Source organism: Gammaproteobacteria bacterium, assembly GCA_013001575.1.
Lineage (GTDB): Bacteria > Pseudomonadota > Gammaproteobacteria > Steroidobacterales > JABDMI01 > JABDMI01.
Genome location: JABDMI010000071.1, coordinates 48,116 through 66,005 on the forward strand (window position 1 = coordinate 48,116; position 17,890 = coordinate 66,005).

The 17,890-nt window shown below is 48.5% G+C and carries 19 protein-coding genes; 6 read left to right on the top strand and 13 right to left on the bottom strand.

Going from position 1 to position 17,890, the window contains the following annotated elements; all coding sequences use genetic code 11:
• The first annotated feature begins 60 nt into the window (after positions 1–60).
• From HKN88_06490 to HKN88_06500, 3 genes are all read left to right on the top strand, one after another.
• Positions 61–939: a geranyl transferase gene (locus tag HKN88_06490; GenBank protein NNC97705.1), complete on the top strand. Its 879-nt coding sequence runs from the start codon at positions 61–63 to the stop codon at positions 937–939.
• 146 nt (positions 940–1,085) lie between these two features.
• Entirely contained in the window at positions 1,086–2,990 is a 1,905-nt protein-coding gene (gene dxs, locus HKN88_06495; GenBank protein NNC97706.1) for a 1-deoxy-D-xylulose-5-phosphate synthase, read from the top strand.
• 83 nt (positions 2,991–3,073) lie between these two features.
• A complete protein-coding gene (locus tag HKN88_06500) occupies positions 3,074–3,892 on the top strand; it encodes a GTP cyclohydrolase I FolE2 (GenBank protein NNC97707.1) in 819 nt (272 codons plus the stop codon).
• Between the two features lie 176 nt (positions 3,893–4,068).
• Here the strand turns inward: HKN88_06500 and HKN88_06505 are convergent, their stop codons facing one another.
• The 13 genes from HKN88_06505 to HKN88_06565 form a co-directional block, all read right to left on the bottom strand.
• The gene (locus HKN88_06505) at positions 4,069–4,965 is read right to left on the bottom strand and encodes an oxidoreductase (protein ID NNC97708.1); all 897 of its coding nucleotides are present in this window, start codon (positions 4,963–4,965) and stop codon (positions 4,069–4,071) included.
• 382 nt (positions 4,966–5,347) lie between these two features.
• A complete protein-coding gene (locus tag HKN88_06510; protein NNC97709.1) occupies positions 5,348–6,076 on the bottom strand; it encodes a protein kinase in 729 nt (242 codons plus the stop codon).
• Between the two features lie 70 nt (positions 6,077–6,146).
• The gene (locus tag HKN88_06515) at positions 6,147–7,400 is read right to left on the bottom strand and encodes a protein kinase (GenBank protein ID NNC97710.1); all 1,254 of its coding nucleotides are present in this window, start codon (positions 7,398–7,400) and stop codon (positions 6,147–6,149) included.
• 39 nt (positions 7,401–7,439) lie between these two features.
• A complete protein-coding gene (locus HKN88_06520) occupies positions 7,440–7,961 on the bottom strand; it encodes a phosphatidylglycerophosphatase A (protein ID NNC97711.1) in 522 nt (173 codons plus the stop codon).
• 19 nt (positions 7,962–7,980) lie between these two features.
• Positions 7,981–8,919 carry a thiamine-phosphate kinase gene (gene thiL, locus HKN88_06525; GenBank protein ID NNC97712.1) on the bottom strand — a complete coding sequence of 313 codons (939 nt, stop codon included), beginning with the start codon at positions 8,917–8,919 and terminating at the stop codon, positions 7,981–7,983.
• A gap of 42 nt (positions 8,920–8,961) precedes the next feature.
• Positions 8,962–9,564 carry a DUF2889 domain-containing protein gene (locus HKN88_06530; protein NNC97713.1) on the bottom strand — a complete coding sequence of 201 codons (603 nt, stop codon included), beginning with the start codon at positions 9,562–9,564 and terminating at the stop codon, positions 8,962–8,964.
• A 39-nt stretch (positions 9,565–9,603) separates the two neighbouring features.
• A complete protein-coding gene (gene nusB / locus HKN88_06535; GenBank protein ID NNC97714.1) occupies positions 9,604–10,068 on the bottom strand; it encodes a transcription antitermination factor NusB in 465 nt (154 codons plus the stop codon).
• A gap of 44 nt (positions 10,069–10,112) precedes the next feature.
• Entirely contained in the window at positions 10,113–10,577 is a 465-nt protein-coding gene (gene ribE, locus HKN88_06540) for a 6,7-dimethyl-8-ribityllumazine synthase (protein ID NNC97715.1), read from the bottom strand.
• Positions 10,578–10,599: 22 nt separating this feature from the next.
• Positions 10,600–11,766: a 3,4-dihydroxy-2-butanone-4-phosphate synthase gene (gene ribB / locus HKN88_06545; protein NNC97716.1), complete on the bottom strand. Its 1,167-nt coding sequence runs from the start codon at positions 11,764–11,766 to the stop codon at positions 10,600–10,602.
• A gap of 12 nt (positions 11,767–11,778) precedes the next feature.
• The gene (locus tag HKN88_06550) at positions 11,779–12,453 is read right to left on the bottom strand and encodes a riboflavin synthase (GenBank protein ID NNC97717.1); all 675 of its coding nucleotides are present in this window, start codon (positions 12,451–12,453) and stop codon (positions 11,779–11,781) included.
• 18 nt (positions 12,454–12,471) lie between these two features.
• Positions 12,472–13,584 (bottom strand): bifunctional diaminohydroxyphosphoribosylaminopyrimidine deaminase/5-amino-6-(5-phosphoribosylamino)uracil reductase RibD, encoded by a 1,113-nt coding sequence (ribD, locus tag HKN88_06555; protein NNC97718.1) that lies wholly within the window; start codon positions 13,582–13,584, stop codon positions 12,472–12,474.
• Between the two features lie 27 nt (positions 13,585–13,611).
• A complete protein-coding gene (gene nrdR, locus HKN88_06560; GenBank protein ID NNC97719.1) occupies positions 13,612–14,124 on the bottom strand; it encodes a transcriptional regulator NrdR in 513 nt (170 codons plus the stop codon).
• Between the two features lie 19 nt (positions 14,125–14,143).
• Positions 14,144–15,397, bottom strand: coding sequence for a serine hydroxymethyltransferase (locus HKN88_06565; protein ID NNC97720.1), 1,254 nt, complete (start codon positions 15,395–15,397; stop codon positions 14,144–14,146).
• Between the two features lie 309 nt (positions 15,398–15,706).
• On the opposite strand from HKN88_06565, the gene rimK reads away from it, so the two are divergent.
• From rimK to HKN88_06580, 3 genes are all read left to right on the top strand, one after another.
• The gene (gene rimK / locus HKN88_06570; protein NNC97721.1) at positions 15,707–16,594 is read left to right on the top strand and encodes a 30S ribosomal protein S6--L-glutamate ligase; all 888 of its coding nucleotides are present in this window, start codon (positions 15,707–15,709) and stop codon (positions 16,592–16,594) included.
• A 27-nt stretch (positions 16,595–16,621) separates the two neighbouring features.
• Complete coding sequence (locus HKN88_06575) at positions 16,622–17,665, top strand: succinylglutamate desuccinylase (GenBank protein ID NNC97722.1); 1,044 nt, start codon at positions 16,622–16,624, stop codon at positions 17,663–17,665.
• Between the two features lie 79 nt (positions 17,666–17,744).
• On the top strand, positions 17,745–17,890 hold a 146-nt coding region (locus HKN88_06580; GenBank protein NNC97723.1), incomplete at its 3' end, for an ATP-binding cassette domain-containing protein.

Sequence of the window (17,890 nt, forward strand, 5' to 3'; positions counted from 1 at the left end):
AATTTTATTTACGCACACTAAATTCACACAATCTCCACATCACACAATTACTATTTTCACATGCAAGAATTTGTAACGCGTATTGAAAATGCCCTGGAGGCACGCCTGCCATCCGCAGATCTGGCTCCACAACGCTTGCACGCAGCGATTCGTTACGCGGTATTGGGGAATGGCAAACGTGTGCGACCCGCTTTGGTCTACGCCAGTGGAGAATCTTTTGGTATCCACCCACAACGCCTGGATACCATCGCCGTAGCGGTTGAAATGATCCATGCGTATTCATTAATTCATGATGACCTGCCCGCCATGGACGATGATGATCTGCGCCGCGGTCGTCCCACCTGCCATATTAAATTTGATGAAGCCACCGCGATCCTTGCAGGAGATGCCTTGCAAGTGTTGGCGTTTGAGATCCTGGCCAGTGATGAAAGTCTGGAGGCAAATGCCGAACAACGATTGCAACTGGTGCGAATGCTCAGTCACGCCAGTGGAACGTTTGGCATGGCCGGCGGCCAATTCTTTGATCTGGAATCAACCGCCAGTGCCAATCGGATATCTCCCACGCAACTGGAACAGATCCACAGTTTGAAAACCGGGGCTTTGATCGAGGCCGCCATTTGCATGCCCGCAATTTTAAATTCGCAACTCGATACAATATCGCGTGAGCATTTGAAATTATTTGCCCAAGAGATCGGCTTGGCCTTTCAGATCCAGGACGACATTTTGGATGAGATCGGTGACACCAGCACACTGGGCAAAAACGCCGGGGCCGATCGTGAATTGGGCAAAGCCACTTACCCCGCCGTACTGGGCCTGGAGCAGGCTCAACAATTACGCGACAGCCATTATCAAAATGCTTTGGAAGCTTTGGACAAGCTGCCACAAAACTCTGTTGCATTGCGCAAATTGGCTCAATTTATTGTCAACAGACAACAATAAACCCGATGGTTTACCGGTAAAACGTGACGCTCATCCTGCCTGAGCGTGAAATTTTGCAAGCCGTCCGGCACAAGCTGCTCAGGCTTGCCGCAAACAGGTAAAATGGTCGATTACTACGCTGCTGTCGAGCTTTATTCCAAACCCATATGAATTCTGAACGCTACCCATTGTTGTCGCAGATCGACTCGCCGAAAACGTTGCGAGCGATGCCGGCTTCTGACATGCCGCAGGTGTGTACGGAATTGCGTGACTATCTGATCGAGGTCATGAGTACAACCAGCGGTCATTTTGCCGCCGGTCTGGGCGCCTTGGAACTCACGGTAGCCATGCATTATGTGTACGACACCCCCAAAGACCGTTTGGTCTGGGATGTGGGGCATCAGGCCTATCCGCATAAGGTCTTGACCGGGCGGGCCGATGAATTAAAAACCATTCGCAAATGGAACGGGCTTGCACCGTTTCCCAAACGGGCTGAAAGTGAATACGACACTTTGGGCGTGGGGCATTCCAGTACCTCGATCGGTGCTGCCCTGGGCATGGCGATCGCGAATGACCACCAAAGCCAGGACAAACGCATTGCCGCAATAATCGGTGACGGCGCCATGACCGCGGGCATGGCCTTTGAAGCGCTGAATCACGCGGGATCCCTGGATGTGGATCTGCTGGTGGTGCTGAACGACAATGAAATGTCGATCTCGGAAAATGTTGGCGCCATGGCCAGGTACTCGGCAAAGATCCTTTCCGGAAAAACTTACACCACCATTAAAGAAGGCGGTAAAAAGATTCTGCAGGGCATTCCGACGGCGTTGGAGTTGGCGCGCCGATCGGAAGAATACGTCAAAGGCATGGTCTTACCCGGCACCATTTTTGAAGAACTCGGGTTTAACTACATTGGACCAATTGATGGTCACGATGTGATGTTACTGATCGAAACTTTACAGAACATGCGTGAGTTGCAGGGTCCGCAGTTTTTGCACATTGTGACTAAAAAAGGCAAAGGCTACGCGCCGGCCGAAGCGGACCCGATCAAGTGGCACGCACCCGGTCCCTTCGATCGTGAAAGTGGTTCGGTGAAAAAGAAAAAATCGACCACGCCAACCTATTCCCAAGTGTTTGGCGAATGGCTCTGCGATAGTGCGTCACACGATGAACGGGTGGTTGGTATTACTCCGGCCATGCGTGAAGGTTCGGGTATGGTCGAGTTCTCGCGTCGCTTCCCGCGCCGCTATTTTGATGTGGCCATTGCCGAACAACATTCGGTAACCCTGGCAGCGGGTCTGGCCTGTGACGGCATGAAACCGGTGGTTGCCATTTACTCCACTTTTTTACAACGCGCCTACGATCAGTTGATCCATGACGTGGCCATCCAGAATTTACCCGTGGTGTTTGCCATCGATCGCGCCGGACTGGTGGGAGCAGACGGGCCTACGCACGCTGGCAGTTTTGATCTGACCTACTTACGCTGCGTACCCAACATGGTGGTCATGGCGCCGGCCAATGAGAACGAATGTCGACAAATGCTGTCCACCGGTTTGGCGCTAAACCAGCCGAGTGCTGTGCGTTATCCGCGCGGCCAGGGTCCCGGTGTCGCCATCAACAAAGAACTCCAGACCCTGGAGGTGGGCAAAGCCGAGATGGTTCGCAAGGGTCAGGGTCTGGCTATCTTGTCATTCGGTGCCTTGTTGGAAAATGTTCGCCCACTTGCCGATAAACTTGGCGCCACTTTGGTGAATATGCGCTTTGTCAAACCACTGGATAGTGAACTGTTGCAATCCCTCAGTGCCACGCACAGCGCTTTTGTGACTGTGGAAGACAACGCCATTGCCGGTGGCGCCGGGAGTGCCGTGAATGAGTATTTACAGGCCAATAATATTGCAATGCCTGTCCTGAATCTGGGTATTCCGGATGAATTTGTTGAACATGGCTCTAGGGAAGAGTGTCTAAGCAGTATCGGTCTGGACGCCGAAGGTTTACAATCCGCCATTGAATCCTGGCCCCATTGCCCCAATCTATCGAGTAACAAAACGAGTAACAAAATAAATATCGCCTGATCCTGTAACTCCCCTGCTCTCAATTCCCGTGTAATATTTTGAGTAGTTCAGCTTTCAGTTAACCAAGACGTACACACCGCGGAATGATTATGAGCACAGCAACAGCAAACAAAAAATTTGACCAGATCGAAGACGTACAGGGTCGTGAAGATTTAAGACAAATACCCATCAACAAGGTTGGTATTAAATCCATCCAGCACCCGGTCAAGATCCGGGATCGTACCGGTGGGGATCAACACACCGTTGCCAATTTCAATATGTATGTGAATTTGCCACATAATTTCAAAGGCACGCATATGTCGCGCTTTGTGGAAATTCTGGAAAGCTACGAGCGCGAGATCAGTGTTAAGTCGTTCAAAGATATTTTATCCAAAATGACCGAACGTCTGGAAGCGGAAGAAGGACACATAGAAATGTCTTTCCCGTACTTTGTAATGAAACAGGCTCCTATCTCGAAAGTGCAAAGTCTGTTGAATTATCAGGTGACCTTTATTGGTGAACGCAAAGGCAATCACAATGAATTAACCGTGCAAGTAACGGTGCCGGTGACCAGCCTGTGTCCATGCTCAAAAGGCATTTCCGACTACGGCGCGCACAATCAGCGTTCGCACATCACCATCGCAGCAACCTTGGAAGACTTTGTGTGGATCGAGGAATTGATCGAGTATGCTGAACAAGAAGCGTCTTGCGAACTCTTCGGGATTCTGAAAAGACCGGATGAAAAATACGTGACCGAACGTGCCTACGATAATCCCAAGTTCGTGGAAGACATCGTACGCGATGTGGCCGCACGCCTTAATGCGGATAAACGGGTGGTGGCGTATGTGGTGGAATCAGAGAACTTTGAGTCCATTCACAATCACTCGGCTTACGCCTTGATCGAGAAAGACAAACGCGTTTAATAAGAACTTTATAGTTTGAGAATAAAAGCCTGCTATATGCAGGCTTTTTGATTTTGAATTTATTAAGGTAATTAAAATAGCCTATGATGAGGCTTCAAAATTGAACAATTTTTGTGTGTCTATAATTGGTGTCTTTTATAATTAAGCTAATTATGCTTAACATGCCAGACTCGAAACTAGGCTACGTCATGACCTCGAGATGCTGACAGCATTCTATACCATTGCTCACGGGTAAGTGATAACTGAAGTGAATCAACGGCCTTTTTAATTCTGCTAATGTTTCCGGTACCCAAAATCGGCACCGGATTGGAAGGCATTTTCATAACCCAGGCATAAATAAGCTGATCAATCGAATCGATATTCAGTTCATTCGCTATTTTTTTCAATTCATCAACTATGCGCTTTGTTTTTTCAGTCTTTGGATTGAAAATTTCTCCACCACCCAAACAGGACCATGCCATCGGGCGAGTTCTGGTTTGTTGCAGATTTTCAAGTATTCCTGTATCAAGCACACCCACATTACCCGGATTGAGCTCGATCTGGTTGGTCACCAAGGGTATATCCAGTCGAGACTGAAGTAATGACATTTGGGCTGAGGTGAAGTTGGACACACCAAAATATTTTACTTTGCCATCAGATCTGAGTTGATGGAACGCTTCACATATTTCATCAGCATCCATCAAAAAATCAGGTCGGTGAATAAGCAATACATCCAGGTAATCAATGCCTAGGCGACTAAGCGATAACTCAGCCGACGATATGATCGCTTGTTTGCTTGAATCATAATGTGGAATATTGTTCTTACTTCCAAGTACAATCCCGCACTTTGACACAATCTCAATCTGCTCTCGCAATGATGGCTCCAGTTTTAATGCCTCGCCGAACAAGCTCTCGCAGGGAGGATTTCCATACACATGAGCATGATCAACCGTCGTAATTCCAAGATTTATATGCTCTTTCATGAATGCCAAACATTCTTGAGCACTCAAACCCCATTCTGCAAGACGCCAATAGCCTTGAACCAGTTTGGAAAAATGAGGCCCTTCGGGAGACATTTGAATTTTTGGAATTATTGCCATTTCGAATTCTTGAGTTTAACGCCAAGACGTTCTGGTGCGAAGCTTACGAATGCTAGCGGAGTGACAGGTTGCTTGGTCAGCTTCAACTTCAGATACCTCTTATCCTGACGCACATGTAATTTCTCACAAGTCTATCAGACTAATCCTACAGACCAAAATTTGAAATTGCTTTATATTAATAACTCTAGTATTTTTGCAAAAGGAATTGCGCTGGCTATTGCGCGACGGCAACTTATTGACGCCGACATCACACCTTATTATCAGATCATGAGTCGTTGTGTTCGACGAGCATTCTTATGTGGAGTGGAGTTGACTCGTATTCAGGAGTAGATTATTCGCATCGGCGCAATTGTTAGCGGGTTTCTACACGACAAACTCAAACTTTACCCCAGTCCTGCTGTTCTAGATGTCGGCGTAATTGTTCAACCGATTTGAAGCGTTCGAGAATAAGGGTTTTTTTCAAGCCCCGGCAAATATCTTTAACCGCTTGCGGTTGTTTGGCGTAAAACTTTCGGCCACCGAGTAATTCATAAAACAAAGTCACCAGATCAATAATGTCTGCACGCTGGTTTTTACGAATGCCTTCATCATTATGCAAAAAGTCCAGAATTTTCAAGTGATACCTTAAACCTAAACGGTTAACCACAATATTGCCTTCATGGATATCGCCATGATAATCCCGGAGTAGATGAATTTCTTCAATTCCCACACACAGTGCATGTAACAAGTGCACGGCTTTGTACAGAGTCAGGCGTTTACCGCGTTGCTTTTTCAAATAATCCGACAGCAATTCACCTTCCACGTATTCCGAAATAAACACCACCACTTTCTGTCTCTGGAACTGGATCACTTCGCGGTTATGGTAATGGATCACCATATTGCAATCTTTCAAACGATGCAGCTGTTTGGCATTGGCTTTAATGGTTTTGTTCTTGATGTTGCGAACCGGGAAAAACAGTTTAGCTGCACGATCTATTCCGGTATCCACTTCGCGAATCTTATACACCTCGCCTTCCCAACCGCTTCCCAGCAGTGAGATGACTTCGTATTTTTGGGCGAGAACACGGCCTGGCCTGAGACCGAAAGTCTGGATGGAATTTTTCATGCGCTGTAAGAAATTTGCCGAAAGCGGTTTACATTGGCCGGCAATTATAACGTCTTAAATTTGTATTAGCCTAACTTTGTAGACGTCGGATCAGAGTACGCAGGAAGACCTTGTTGAATTGCAGTTGGCAGGCCGCCGAGGCTTGTTCCAGCAAGGTGGATCTGACCCTCAATACAGTAACATCACCTTCACTCATGATCGACGCCGAACGCCGGGCCGATTGCAAATAGCCGGTTTCACCAAAGCCGTCACCGGTACGCAGATGCCCTACCGTGCGTCCACCACTCACTACCCCGACCTCACCTTCAACGATGATGTAGAAGCAATCGTCCATTTCGCCTTCTTTAACGATCTCTTGGCCTTCGGAGTATTCATTCCAGACACTGGCGCGCATCACTTCCCAGATTTCAGGGTAGGAAAAATCGTGGAAAAACTTGAGGCGACGCAATTTACTGAAATGCTCTTGCTGAGTAAGGATGTCTTCCTGGTCATTAAGATGCTGGAAGGCATTGGTCAGATCTGCGGCAAACTCCAAACCACTGCCATAGCGACGGGACGGTTCTTTTTGCATGGCACGCATGGTGATATCTTCTAGCACTTCCGGTACGTCATTGCGTACGGTGTGCATCGGGATCGGGGTTGAATACACGATCTGGTGTAATAATTTTGACAGACTACTGGCCACAAACGGTCGTGCGCCGGTCAACATTTCATACATCACAACCCCGAGAGAGAACAGGTCGGTTTGCATGGTGATGTCTTTGGACTCGATCTGCTCGGGCGCCATGTAACTCGGCGAGCCCGCAATGCCATCAATGGTGGAAAGCTCTGCGTTTTGCACCATGGCTATACCAAAATCGATAATACGAACATCGTTTTCCATGGTCAGCATAATATTGCTGGGCTTAATATCGCGATGCACCACCCCACGGCCATGGGCGTAATGCAAGGCCTTGGCCACTTTGAAAATGATCTCCAGTACATCGTCCATGCGGAGCAATTTATCTTTTTTGGTATACGAGGATAATGTGCGTGCACCGTGAATGAATTCCATGACCACAAAATAGCGACCCTCTTCTTCACCCGCATCGTAGATCGGCAAAATGTTCGGGTGCTGGAGCATCCCAACCATGTGCGCTTCGTTAAAAAACATTTTACGTTGCGCTTCTTCTTCGTGCTCATCCAAATGATCAGACTTATACACCTTGATAGCCACGTCACGACCGTAGAATGGATCATGTGCTAAATAAATATCACCGGTGCTGCCTTTGCCAACCTTGTTAACAATGACGTACTTGCCTAATTTGTCGAATATTTCTGCCATAAAATTCTAATTTTTATAATGACGGATTGTTGTGATTTCTCAAATCGTGAATCCGGTGTAGTTGCTAAGTAAAAAATCGCATAAATACAATCCGGCTCCAGCAAACAAGCCTGCGATCAGGTCATCCAGCATAATACCAAGTCCGCCATGAACATGCGCGTCTAATTGCTTGATTGGCCAAGGTTTTATGATATCGAAAAACCGAAATAATGCAAAACCGATCAGCAGTGCAGGAATACTAACCGCCGCAAAGAGCATGACCAAATAAAATCCGGCGATCTCGTCCCAGACAATCGAGCCGTGGTCGTGCACGCCGAGCAAGTCGGCGCTTTTCCCACATATCCAGATACCGAGCAGACTAATTATTGCGAGTATAAGTAATTTAATCGACAGTGACTGTGACGCCGTTAACAGAATGAAAGGAAGTGCCGCCAAAGTGCCCGCCGTACCTGGCGCTTTAGGCACCAAACCGGTACCAAAACCCAAGGCTAACCAGTGCACCGGGTGCTTAATGAATTGTTGCCTTAGTTCGGCCGGCGGTATACTGGATTTTTTTGACATAGACGCAGTGTATCAGTAATTAGCGAAAGTGCTGATAGCCCGTATCCGATTGTTGATATGGCTGGTCATATAAGGTTGTTGTTACACCCTCGCCTGCGGTGATCTCGCCAATGCAGCTGATCGGCAGGCCCAATCTTTGACTGAGACCTTTGAGAAATTCAGCTTCGGTGTCAGGCGCACTAAACAACAATTCGTAATCGTCCCCTGCACAGGCCAGCTTTAGCCGTTTATCCAGATCGAGGGCGGCTAATGCGGGATGCAGCGGAAGTTTTTCCATTGCAATTTGAATGCCGACCTTACTGGTACGGGCCAAGCGACTCGCGTCCAGAAGCAATCCATCCGAAATATCCATACAGCTGTTTGCGTGGCCCAATAATTTTTGCCCTAACAACACTCGCGCTTGCGGCGCTGTGTAATGCTGTAATAGTTCTTGATTGCAGTCGAGATTATTTTGCAAGCACTCCAATGCAAACATTGCCCCACCCAGACACCCTGACACATATAACTGGTCACCAACGTTTGCCTGATCGCGGCGCAGGGCCTGACCACTTGCAACAATTCCCATTACGGTTAAACTCAGCGCCAAAGGTCCTTTCACCGTATCGCCTCCCACCAACTGCACCGCGTAGGCCTGGCATTCACGTTTTAGCGCTCGGGAAAAAATCTGCAACCAAGCCGTGTCCACCTCAGGCAGGCTCAGGGATAAAGTGATCCATTTAGGGGTTGCACCCATTGCGGCCAGATCACTGAGGGTCACACCCAGACAACGGCTGGCCAATAATTCAGGATCAAAGTTTGACGGAAAATGCACACCTTCGAGCAAGGTATCCACACTGGTGATCAGTTGATGTGCATCGGGCACTTGCAGGATTGCGGCGTCGTCACCCACACCCAGGATCACATACGGGTCTGTCACGTCTGAGGTAAAAAAAGTCTGGATTAATTCGTCTTCAGTCATTATTCCGTTGCAGGATCCGGGTGGTGGTCATCCTCGCCCTGGTCATTTTTCGTCCTGGTCATTTTTCGGCATATACCAGTCGGGAAAAAAGCGTTTTACGTTCTCATTATCGCGCGCCAGGGCATGGCAACCGTCGATCATGGGCGGTTTGCGATTCTTGAACAGTTCGCGGGTCATGTCCTTGATCTCGGCACCGCTTTGTTCTTTGCGACGCTTGGCAAGCAAGGGGCCCAGCGTCTGGAAAACCACGGTTGCCAGATCACGCAGTAACCCGGTGTGATGGGTACAACCCCGCGTTTGACCAACCGCTTTCTCGGTCGCCGCCGTAAAACCGGAAACGATCCTTTGTCCGATTAGTTCCTTGTAATTTGGCGTGATCACACCACAGTTCGGGTACGGATGATGATCGCTGACCGCTTCGATATCCACTATGGTAAAGCTGGTATCCACGGTCAGGCGCATTTTCATGTCATGAATATAATCACCCGGTTTCATGTGCCCGCGTAAAGTGGTGTCAAAGGCATAGGATTTGGTATCGGTTAAGCGGCCTTCAATATCGAACAAGCCATCTTCACGTTCATAACCGATGCAATCGATCAGACGTTGATGAATTTGTTGTCGTGCAACGGGTTCGGATAACGGCATTAATGCACCTTAAATGAATTGGGTTGAAATGGTGTCGGCTTATTTTCCGGTTTTTTTCTTATGCTCGATCTCGGTGGAACGAATTTCTGCTGCCGCTTTTTCTAGCACAGCGTTAACAAATTTATGACTGTCTTCTGCACCAAATTTTTTAGCTAATTTAACCGCTTCATTGATCACCACCGCAAAAGGGATTTCGATATGCTGGTTAAATTCATACAGCCCGAGCCACAAAATGGCGTGCGATATCGGATCAAGCTGCAGCAATGGACGATCAACAAATTTTTCCAGGTCGGCATCCAGAGATTCAACATTGCTCATGATGTTTTCGAGTAATAAAGCAAAGTATTCCTGGTCGGTTTTTTTATAATCCTTGTCTTCACCGAATTGCTTGTTCAAATCTTTATAGTCAAGTGCATTCAATTGCCATTGATATAAAGCCTGCATGACCAATTGACGTGCAAGCGAGCGGGCACCGAAATCGATTTTTGGTGGAAGTGTTTTCATAAGGAGTATATTTTTTATCGGCAATAAAATTCTGGGCAGCAAGACTACAGCTGACGCAAAATCGATGCCATTTCAATTGCACCCAGTGCAGCCTCAGCACCTTTGTTGCCGGCTTTGGTACCAGCACGTTCGATTGCCTGTTCAATACTGTTTACCGTGATCACGCCATTAGCAATTGGCTTGCCCGAATCCAGAGCCACTTTAGCGATACCATTGGTGCACGCGCCGGATACGTATTCGAAATGCGGGGTTGCCCCGCGTATCACCGCGCCTAAAGCAATAATTGCGTCATAGTCATCCGAGCTGGCCAGATGTTTCAAGGTTACCGGGATCTCAAAGGCTCCTGGCACTTTGACCAGATGAATGTCCGAGGCTTTGGCCCCGTGACGCACTAGACAATCTTCAGCGCCCTTGACCAGCGAGTCCACGATAAATTCATTAAAGCGAGCCGCGACAATGGCAACTCGTAATCCGCTGGCATTTAACTGGCCTTCTATTATTTTTGACATAATTTCATTCTTTTTTCTGTTTTCAGGAATTTTTATTTTCGTCGATGTATTCAATCACTTCCAGGCCAAAACCCGATAAACCCGACATTACTGTAGGGGCACTCAAGACTCGCATTTTACGCACACCAAGATCACGCAGTATCTGCGCACCGATCCCGTAGGTACGCAATTGACGCGACGGTTCTTCATTGGTTTGTGACGCAGCATGAGTAACATGACGTGCTTCGATCATTTCGATCAGTTCGCGTGGCGATTCGTGGCGACGTAAAATTACGATCACGCCTTCACCCTGTTCACTGATCATTTGCATGGCATTGCGAAGCGGCCAGCCGAGTTCTTTCCATTTTACCGAGAGCACATCACTCAGGGTGTCTTGTAAATGCACGCGCACCAGTGGTGTGGAGTTTGGTTGTATCTCCCCCTTGACCAGAGCAAGATGTACCGTGCTGTGCACATGGTCATCAAATGCGAACAATTTGAACTCACCAAAATCGGTTGGAACATTCTTTTCAACCAGACGTTCGATCGAGACTTCATTTTGTAAACGGTAACTGATGAGATCGGCAATGGTGGCCATTTTGATATCGTGTTCCTTACAGAACACTTCCAGATCCGGGCGTCGCGCCATGCTGCCATCTTCATTCAGGATCTCAACGATCACTGCCGCCGGTTCGGCTCCCGCCAGGCGCGCCAGATCACAACCCGCTTCGGTGTGCCCGGCACGTGCCAGGACGCCACCCGGTTGAGCCATTAAGGGAAAAATGTGACCCGGCTGGCTGATGTCATTGGGGTGTGCGTCTTTGGCGACCGCAGCCTGCACGGTCAGTGCGCGGTCGTGCGCGGAAATACCTGTGGTAATTCCTTCTGCGGCTTCGATGGATAAAGTGAAATTCGTGGTGCGCTGCGAATCGGTGTCACTCACCATTAGTGGCAGGCGTAATTGGCGACAACGCTCACGACTCAGGGTCAGGCAGATCAGTCCACGCCCATAGCGCGCCATAAAATTGATATCTTTGGCTTGCACGTGCTCAGCCAACATGATCAGATCACCTTCGTTCTCGCGATCTTCGTCATCCAGCAGAACAACCATTTTGCCCTGTTTGAGATCGTCGATTACCGCCGGTATATCGGCGAACATCGTGGATTGCGATGTATCGGGAAGATTATTTGGCATATTCACTACATTCATGATGCACACGTATTAATTTTGAGGTCCAAAACCAGAACCAGTTATTTTCTCATAAGTCAGCTCACTAGTCGCGTCACGACTCGGGCCATTGATCGCGTCTGTGGAGAATAGACGCTCGAGATAACGGGCGATGAGGTCAACTTCGAGATTCACTTTGCCGCCGGTTTGCCAGGTGTGGATGTTGGTGTGGGCGTGGGTATGTGGAATGATCATGACCTCAAACTCGTGCTGGTCTACCGCATTCACTGTTAAACTAATGCCGTCGAGACACACACTGCCTTTTTTGGCGATATAGCGCGACAGGCTTTCTGGCGCTGCCAAACGTATATGCCAGGCATTCGAGGCTTCCTTCATGTTAACGACCGTTGCGATGCCATCAACATGGCCGCTAACCAAATGACCACCCAGCGGATCCTTTAGGGTCAATGATTTTTCAAAATTCAGGGTGGCATTCAATGGCAAGTTGCCCAGCGTGGTCAATGCCAGGGTTTCTTCAGAAGCATCCGCCACGAAGCTATTGGCTGTGAACTCGGTTGCGGTCAAACACACACCGTTAACCGCGATACTTGCGCCTTTTTCAATGTCACTCAGATCCATGTTATCCAGAACAAAGCCCAGACGTGCATCGCCGCCGGTATTTTCCCGCGACTGCAATTTGCCTGTGGACTGAATCAAACCGGTGAACATAATTAAACTCGAATTGGACTATTTTTGAAAATGATAAATGAGGCGCACATCGTTAACGATGGTTTTCACGTCCTGTAATTTTAATTCTTGCCGATCTTGTATGCTAGCAAGTTCTGGCAGCTGCACTATTCCAAATGGTGATCTGCCTAATAACATCGGGGCCAGATACATTCTCAACTCATCCACAATTCCAGCCGCGATGCATTGCCCCTGAAACTCGGCACCCGCCTCGAGCAGCACATTGTTGATCTCGCGACGACCCAATTCCTGCATCAATTCGTGTAGCTCAAAATGGCTTGAATCTGCAGACAAGGCCATGACTTCAACCCTAGCGTTGTCTGAAAATTGCTTTTGTGCAGATGACAAATTCTCGCCAGCCACAATTAGTAGAGTGTTGCCCGGTTGATGAAAAACTTTCGCGCTGTTTGGCACCCGGGCCTTGGCATCCAGAACGATTCGCAAGGGTTGACGCGGATACAAGTCATCCTGGTCACGCGCCGTCAGGCGCGGGTCATCGGCGAGTACGGTATTGGCGGTGGTTACTATTGCCGACATGCTTGAACGATACTGGTGGGCATCGGCACGCGATTGCGCATTCGATATCCAGTTGCTGTCGCCAGTGGCGATGGCACTGCGACCGTCCACACTCACCCCCATTTTTGCCGTAACAAAGGGAACCCCTGTGTGCATGCGTTTGATGAAACCGCGGTTCAATGTTTGAGCCTCATTGGCTAACAATCCGGTTTCGCATTCAATTCCGGCCTGTCTGAACTTTTCAATACTTTTTCCAGCAACCAAAGGGTTCGGATCGGCACAGGCGATGATAACTTTGGCAACTTTCGCTTTGATCAAAGCATTCACACAGGGTGGTGTGCGACCCTGATGTGCGCACGGTTCCAGTGTGACATAGGCCGTTGCACCGTCTGCCGCATCGCCCGCTTCAGCTAAAGCAACGACCTCGGCATGCGCAAAACCAACCGCTTGAGTTGCCCCGGCGCCAAGCATTTTGGCATTTTTAACCAGCACACAGCCCACATGCGGGTTTGGATCAGCAATTGCAGCCGAGGACTGTGCAAGCTCCAGGGCTTCACGCATCCAGTGTTCGTCCTGTGGAGTGAAATTAGCGGCCATAATCAATAAGTGCGATGGGTTCGGGGATTATTTTTTGGATTTGTTTTTTTTACTAAGCAAGGACAATTGCAGTTTGTGGTTCTCGTCACGAACATCTTCGAGACGCTCGATCTCTTCTTTAAAAGCGTCAACATCCTGGAAACTGCGATACACCGAAGCAAAGCGTACATAAGCGACCTCATCAAGTTGACGCAATTCCTTCATGACCAGTTCACCCACCTGATTACTCGGAATGTCACGCTCGCCACTGCGTAATAAAGCCTTGATGATGTGGCTGATAGCAGCCTCAATGGCCTCGGATTTAACCGGGCGTTTTTCCAGGGCGCGGGTTAAGCCACGCCGCAATTTTGCTTCATCAAATGGCACCCGCGTATTGTCGTTTTTGATCAAATGCGGCATGACCAACTCGGCGCTTTCGAATGTGGTAAAGCGTTCGCCACATTCCACGCACTCTCTACGACGCCGTATCTGGCTCCCTTCTCCGGCTAAACGCGAGTCTACAACTTTGGTCTCGGGATGATCGCAGAAAGGACAACGCATTTAATAAACCGTGATGGTACTAGCTTTTATAAACCGGAAAACGCGCGCACAGTTCAAGCACTTCATTTTTTACGCGCTTGATGGTGTTCTCATTGTCGATGTCATCGATCACATCGGCAATCCAGTTGGCCACTTGTTTGACTTCGGTTTCACCAAAGCCACGTGTGGTGATGGCGGGCGTGCCCAAACGCAAGCCACTGGTGACAAACGGTGAACGCGGATCATTCGGTACGGTGTTTTTATTCACAGTGATGTTGGCGCGTCCGAGTGCAGCATCAGCAACTTTACCGGTGATGTCTTTATCGATCAGGTCCAGCAACAACAAATGGTTTTCGGTGCGGTCGGACACGATCTTGTACCCTCGCTCTTGCAAGGTTTTCACCATAGTCTGGGCATTATCAACCACTTTTTGTTGATAGGCTTTGAATTCCGGTTCCAGCGCTTCTTTGAACGCGACCGCTTTGGCGGCAATCACATGCATCAATGGTCCGCCCTGAGTACCCGGAAAGATCAGGGAATTGAATTTTTTGGTCAAGTCATCATTTTTTCTGGCCAGGATCAAACCGCCACGAGGACCGCGCAAGGTTTTATGCGTGGTGGTGGTAACCACGTCTGCATAGGGCAAGGGGTTTGGATAATGTCCGGTCGCCACCAGTCCGGCCACATGCGCCATGTCGACAAACAGATACGCCCCGCAAGAGTCGGCAATTTCTCGAAACCGGGCAAAGTCCAAACGCAATGAGTACGCCGAGAACCCGGCAATGATCATTTTGGGTTGATGTTTGTCGGTCAGGTTTTGCAATTCGTCGTAATCAATTGCACCCTCGTCATCAATACCGTAAGGGATGATGTTGAACAGCTTGCCGGAAAAGTTGGCTTTAGAACCATGGGTCAAATGCCCGCCATGATCCAGACTCATGCCCATAACCGTGTCACCCGGTTTGACCAGTGCGTGGTAAACCGCGGCATTGGCCTGGGATCCGGAATGCGGCTGCACATTGGCATAATCGGCGCCGAACAATTCCTTGGCACGTTCAATGGCCAGTGACTCAGCCACATCCACATGCTCACAGCCGCCGTAATAACGCTTGCCCGGGTAGCCTTCCGCGTATTTATTGGTCAATACCGAGCCTTGAGCCTGCATAACTCGCGGGCTGGTGTAATTTTCCGACGCGATGAGTTCGATGTGCTCCTCCTGACGAACTTTTTCCGCATTAATGGCGGCTTCTAACTCAGGATCAAAACTGGCAATGGTCATATCGGCTGAAAACATCGAAAAATACTCCGAAAAAGGCTAAATAATGGCTAAAAACTGGTGAAAAATCGAAGGCAGAATTGTAACTCAGACAGCGCTGTAATTGGGAGAGAATGGACGGCTAATTGGCAAATAATTGCACGATGCGTAAGGCCATGCGACTTTCAGTATCCAGTTCATCATCGAATAATTGATCTAATGCAAAAGAATTAACTTGTGACGGGCAAATTCCATTTTATTCTGTCTGAAAATTGCCTGTGCTATTTATCAAATTTCTTTCCGAAGCGGACTGATATAATCAAGCAACTGAGCGCATACCAAAAAAACATGAACATCGGCATTCTTTCTCGCAGTTCGCAGATCTACTCAACACGACGTATGTTGCATGTAGCGCGTGAGCGTGGGCACAATGTTCAGATCGTCAATCCCTTGCGCTGTTACATGAATGTCTCCAAGCGCCATCCGGAAATACATTTCCAGGGTCGTGTGCTGGAAAATTTTGACGCCATCATTCCACGCATAGGTACCTCGATCACTTTTTATGGAACCGCTGTAGTTAGACAGTTTGAAATGATGGGGGTATTCACACTCAATTCTTCCCGTAGCATCAATCGCTCACGCAACAAACTGGTCTCGATGCAACTCCTAGCACAACATGGCTTGCCCATGCCGCGCACCGGCTTTGCCGACTCCCCCGGCGACACCGATGACCTGCTCGACCTGGTTGGGGGCACACCGGTGGTGATCAAACTCACCGAAGGTACCCAGGGCATGGGCGTGGTCTTGGGTGAAACCAAAAAAGCCGCTGAAAGTGTGATTGAAGCCTTGCGTGGTCTGCAAGCGACATTTTTGGTGCAGGAATACATAGAAGAAGCCAATGGTGAAGACATTCGCTGTTTAGTGATAGGCAATGAAGTGGTCGCAGCAATGAAACGGCATGCCAAAGAAGGCGACTTTCGTTCCAATTTACACCGTGGTGGTTATGCGATTGTCGAAAAGATCTCGGCAGAAGAACGCAAAATAGCAGTACAAGCATCACAAATACTGGGACTGGATGTCGCCGGTGTTGACCTCTTACGCTCGCGTAAAGGCCCGCTGGTATTGGAAGTCAATTCATCACCCGGTCTTGAAGGTATAGAAAAATCCTCCGGCGTGGACATTGCCAGTAAGATGATCGACTATCTGGAAAAAAACACCCGTCACAAAAATCAATAATCACAATCACTACCAAAGAAACTTAATATGGCACTTCCCAAAAACGATGCATTTGTTTTCAATGACACCAAGATCCAGCCGGGCGAACGCGCCTCCATGGACCTGATCGTCGGACAGCTTTACACTCACACGCCAGTCAGTATGAGTGTTGAGGTTTTCAATGGTAAATACGCGGGTCCAACCATTTTTGTATCAGCGGCTATTCACGGTGACGAGCTCAACGGAATCGAAATTATCCGACGTTTGCTACGTTTACCCGCATTAAAACGATTGCGTGGCACCTTGATCGCAATTCCAATCGTAAATGTTTTAAGTGTGGTGCACGGGTCACGTTATTTACCCGACCGTCGCGACCTTAACCGCTGCTTTCCCGGTACAAAAAAAGGCAGTCTGGCTTCACGCATGGCAAATACTTTCATGACCCAGGTGGTTAAAAAATGCGATTACGGAATCGACCTGCACACGGGTGCGATACACCGGAGTAACTTCCCGCAAATTCGTGCCTCGATCACCGATAAGGATATGCAGAATCTGGCCATGGCATTTGACGCACCTGTGATCATAAATTCCGGTTTAACCAAAGGCACGCTTAGAACGGCGGCGGCAAAAAAGAAGATTCCGGTCATTACTTATGAGGCCGGGGAAGCATTACGCTTTGATGAAACCGGCATCCGTGGCGGGGTTAAAGGCATTGTGAATGTCATGCGTTTTATCGGCATGTTGCCCAAGGTCAAGAAAAAAGAAACCCATAAAAAACCCGTGATCGCGGTTGAGAATCGCTGGGTACGCGCGCCGGAAAGCGGCATTTATCACAGCACTTTAAAACTGGGCGCCCATGTGAGCAAAGGCCAGATGCTGGGAACTATTTCATCTCCCTATAGCGACAAGGAAATCAACATCATCAGTCCACATTCGGGTTTGGTCATTGGTATGACCAAATTACCTTTGGTGCATGGTGGTGATGCGGTCATGCACATCGCGCGGGTTGAAAAACCCAAATTGGCCAAGGCCAAAGTACAAGCTTTTATGCAGCGGCACTCTACCCCGGGTATCACAACGCGACGCAAATAAAATTTACATTTTGGGATCGTCACGACTTTCTCATTATAATATTCAACTAATTTTTTGAACTAACACCGAATTCCTAAACATGGCTCAATACATTTACACCATGAACCGCGTAAGCAAAGTGGTTCCCCCCAAACAGTTTATTTTGCGTGATATTTCACTGAGTTTTTTCCCGGGCGCCAAGATCGGTGTGCTCGGTCTGAATGGCTCGGGTAAATCAACATTACT